Consider the following 4,561-nt stretch of genomic DNA (forward strand, 5'->3'; position numbering starts at 1 on the left):
CGCAGGCCAAGCAGCTTTTCGCGCAGCTTCAGTTCCAGGCCGCGCTCGACCGGTTCGTAGAAGGTCATGTCTGCCAGCGCATCGGGCAGGCATTGCTGGTCCAGCGCGATGCCGCCTTCGGCGTCGTGGTCGTACTGGTAGCCCTTGCCGTAGCCCAGGCCCTTCATCAGCTTGGTCGGCGCATTGCGCAGGTGCAGGGGCACGTCCAGCGTGCCGGTTTCGCGCACCACGGCGCGCGCCTGGTTGTAGGCCATGTAGGCGGCGTTGCTCTTGGGCGCAATGGCCAGCCAGATGGCCAGCTGCGCGAGCCCCAGTTCGCCTTCGGGGCTGCCGAGGCGTTCGTAGGTGTCCCATGCATCCAGTGCCATGCGCCATGCGCGCGGCTCGGCCAGGCCCACGTCTTCCACCGCCATGCGCGTCATGCGACGTGCGAGATAAAGCGGATCGACGCCGCCATCGAGCATGCGGGTCAGCCAGTACACGGCGGCATCGGGGTCGGAAGAGCGCACGGATTTGTGCAGCGCCGAGATCTGGTCGTAGAACTGCTCGCCACCCTTGTCGAAGCGGCGCGTGCGATCGGCCAGCACCTGAGTGAGCGTGGCTTCGTCGATGCGGTGGTCTTCGGCGAGTTCCGAAGCGATTTCCAGCAGCGTGAGGCCGCGACGCACATCGCCATCGGCGGCCTGCGCGATCAGGCGCAACGATTCGTCGGAGACGTCGAGCTCCAGCGTGCCGAGGCCGCGCTCGTTGTCTTCCAGCGCGCGCTTGAGCGCGACCACGATGTCATCGGGCGTCACTGCCTCCAGCACGTGCACGCGGCAGCGCGAGAGCAAGGCGGAGTTGAGTTCGAACGAGGGGTTTTCGGTGGTGGCACCCACGAAGATGATCACGCCGCGCTCGATGTGTGGCAGGAAGGCATCCTGCTGTGCCTTGTTGAAGCGGTGCACCTCATCAACGAACAGCACGGTGCGCCGTCCCTGCGCAAAATTGGCCTCGGCCTCGGCCAGCGCCTTGCGCACTTCCGGCAGGCCCGAGAGCACGGCGGAAATGGCGCGGAAGTCGGCATCGGCGTAGCGGGCGACCAGCAGGGCCAGCGTGGTCTTGCCGCAACCGGGCGGCCCCCACAGGATCATCGAGTGCACGCGCCCGGCTTCCAGCGCGCGCCGCAGCGCTTTGCCGGGCGCCATCACGCGCTGCTGGCCGACGATTTCATCGAGGGTGCGCGGCCGCATGCGTTCGGCCAGGGGCTTGAGGTCGTCGGGCTCGGCAAACAGGCCCGGCGCGTCGTACATATCGCTGCGTGACATGCCCCGCATGATAGGGCATCGCCGCGGCGCGGACCTCACGGGGCCCGCTACGAGCGATCCGGCCCTGGTTTCATGCCGCCTCCATGGCGTGCAAGTGCGCGGCCCGCGGCTATGATGGGCCGGGGCATGCATCGCAGGGGCGGCAAGTGGCGCATAGGCCAGGGCGGACAAGCAGGCAGACTCACCACGGATGCGCATCGCTGCCCGACGACCGCCCTCGTCGCCATGCAGCGTTGTGGCTGGCAATGCTGCTGGCGTTGTTCGCGCTCGCCTCGCCCGTCCACGCCGAGAGCGATCCCTGGGCACCGTTCGACATGCCGTGGTTCGACCACGTCGGCATCAACGATGGACTGCCCCACTCGCTGACCACGGCGCTGGCGCAGGACCAGCGCGGACTGGTGTGGATCGGTTCGCTGGGTGGCCTCGTGCGTTACGACGGCCATCGCATGCAGGTGTTCACTGCCACCGGCAATACGCGCACCGACCTGCCCGATGCCTATGTGCGCAGCCTGGTGCCGCTGTCCGATGGCGACATGCTCATAGGCACCAATTCCGGTGGCGTTACGCGCTTTGACGCGCTCACCAATACGTTCCACGCGTACCCCATTGGCACCAACGGCACCAGCGATCGAAAGATCTTCGCGATGGCCCGCGACGACAAGGACGGCGTGTGGATCGCCACCGAGCGCGGACTGGATCATCTCGAACTGAAAACCGGCCGGATCTTTCCCGTGCCCACCGGCCCGGGCACCTCGCCGCGCAGTTTCAGCGTGCTGCAGGATCGCGAGGGCAACTTGTGGCTGGGCAACAACAACGGATTGTTCCTGCGTCCCGCCGGCAGCAATGCCTTTGTCCGTGCGCCGCGCGCACCCGGCAATGCGCAGATCGAAAGCACGCTCAACGACGGCATCTGGACGCTGCACGAGGATCGCTCGGGACGCCTGTGGGTGGGCAGCACGCAGTCCGGCGCGGTGTATCGCGATGCGGATGGGCAATGGCACGCCATCAAGGGTTTCAGCGGCATCCAGCGCGATCACGAGCGCCATCCGACGGTGCGCGGCTTCATGGAAGTGCAGCCGGGCACGATGTGGATCGCAACCGACGGCAACGGACTGCTGGCCTATGACCCGGAAGCGGGCAGCTGGCACGCCATCAGCCACGATACGGCGATGCCGTCGTCGCTGCCCGGCGATTCGGTGCGCGCGCTCATGCGCGATCACCAGGGCAACATCTGGGCGGCCACCGACCTGGGCGTGGCGCGCTATAACCCCACCGCGCGCAAGGCGTTCGCGATCCTGCCTTCCACGCACGCCGAGCACGCGCTGTCCAACACCAATGTGCGCGGCATTTTCGTGGATTCGCGCCGGCGCATCTGGCTGGGGCTGAGCGGCGGCAACATCGACGTGATCGACCTGGATCGCGGCGTGGTACACCACTTGCAACTCGATGGCACCCAGGCGCGCCGCGATGTGCAGGCCTTCGCCGAAATGCCCGATGGCATCTGGGTCGGCACGCAGGGCGTGGCGCGCATCAATCCCGATACGTTTGCCATCGAAGGCTCCGTCATTCCCGCGCTGGATGCGCGCCCGGTGCTGCATCTGCTGCCCGATGGCGAGCGCCTGATGATCGCCACCTACGACGGCGTATTCCGCTACGAGACGCGCAAGCGCACGTTCACCCATTTCGGCAACGAACCGAACGATCCCCGCAGCCTCGCCAGCGATACGGTGCGGGGCATCGCCCGCATCGGCAGCGACATCTGGTACGTCACCGGCCGCGGCATCAGCATTGCGGCCAACACGTCGCAGAATTCGGGTTTCCTCAACCTGCTGAATCGCCCTGGCGATCCCGCCAGCCTGCCGAACAACCTGGCAAGTTCCATTTCCACCGATCCGCAAGGCGGCCTGTGGATCGGCACCTATGGCGGCCTCGCCATGATGGAGCCGCGCAGCAGCGGCGAGCCCTATCGCTTCAGCACCATGGGACTGGCGCAGGGCCTCCCCAGCGACAACATCAATGCGGTGGAATCGGATGGGCTGGGCAATCCCTGGGTGAGCCTTCCCAACGGCATCGCCATGATCGATCCGTCCACGCACACCGTGCACAACCTGGGTGCGCGCGATGGACTGCGCATCGCCAGTTATATCTATGCCGCGTCGGCACGCGCACCCGACGGCGAATTGCTGTTTGGTGGCCTGGGCGGCCTCACCGTGGTGCGTCCCACGTGGCAGCCGCCCGACGTTCCCGATGCCCCGCTGGCGGTCACCTATGCCGTGATCAATGGGCATCCGTTGCCATTCGGCCATCTGCCGCGAGTCAACGAATCGTTCCATCTCGGCGCGCGCAACCGCAGCCTGCGCGTGGACTTTGCGCTATTGGATTTCCAGGCGCCGGCCGACACCAGCTACAGCTATCACATGGAAGGCCTCGACGAAAACTGGATCGAGGTGCCGCGCGGCAGCCTGCCTTCGGCCATCTACACCACGTTGCCTCACGGCGAATACACCTTGCACCTGCGCGCGCAGACGCACGGCATGCAGCCGCGCACCACCGAAGCGACCTTCGGCGTGTCGATCGAGCCGCGCTGGTACGAAACGGTGGCGGCGATGGTCGTGGCCGGCCTCGTCCTGCTGGGCCTGCTCATCGGCGTCATCCAGCTGCGCACGCTGTACCTGCGCAAGCAGGCGCGGCAGCTGCAGCAGCAGATCGACCTGCGCACCCGCGACCTGCTGGCGGCCAACCAGCGATTGGACGAACTGGCGAGCACCGACGCGTTGACGGGCGCGTGCAATCGCCGCCGTTTCATGGAGCTCGCCGAAGACGTGCTGGCGCAATCGCGGCCCGGCGAGGCCTGCATGGCGTTGCTCGACCTCGATGGCTTCAAGCAGATCAACGACAGCTATGGCCACCTCGCCGGCGACGGTGTGATCCGCAACGTGAGCGGCACCATCCTGCTGCAGCGACGCGAAGGCGATCTGGTGGGACGTTACGGCGGCGAAGAGTTCGTGATCTGCCTGCCAGGCTCGGACCTCGCGCACGGCATGGCGATGGCGGAATGCATCCGCAAGGCCGTCGAGGAAAGCCACCTGATGCACGACGAGCAACCCATCACCATCACCGTCAGCATCGGCGTGGCCGTGTTGCGCGAGGGCGAAACCTTGTCGCAATGGCTGTCGCGCGCCGACGATGCGCTTTACGAGGCCAAGCACAACGGCCGCAATCGCTGCGTGGCGGCGCCTTAGTCGCCAGCCACC

The 4,561-nt window shown here is 66.6% G+C and carries 2 protein-coding genes; one reads left to right on the plus strand and one right to left on the minus strand.

All coding sequences use genetic code 11. The features are described from left to right. The coding region (locus VFG49_RS08540) for a replication-associated recombination protein A (protein ID WP_414649090.1) at positions 1 to 1,316 on the minus strand (1,316 nt) is incomplete at its 3' end. A 236-nt stretch (positions 1,317 to 1,552) separates the two neighbouring features. Between VFG49_RS08540 and VFG49_RS08545 the strand changes: the two genes are divergently transcribed. Then, positions 1,553 to 4,549, plus strand: coding sequence for a diguanylate cyclase (locus tag VFG49_RS08545; RefSeq protein WP_324859437.1), 2,997 nt, complete (start codon positions 1,553 to 1,555; stop codon positions 4,547 to 4,549). Positions 4,550 to 4,561 lie beyond the last annotated feature (12 nt).

This window comes from Dyella sp. (assembly GCF_035685885.1).
Classification (GTDB): Bacteria; Pseudomonadota; Gammaproteobacteria; order Xanthomonadales; family Rhodanobacteraceae; genus Dyella.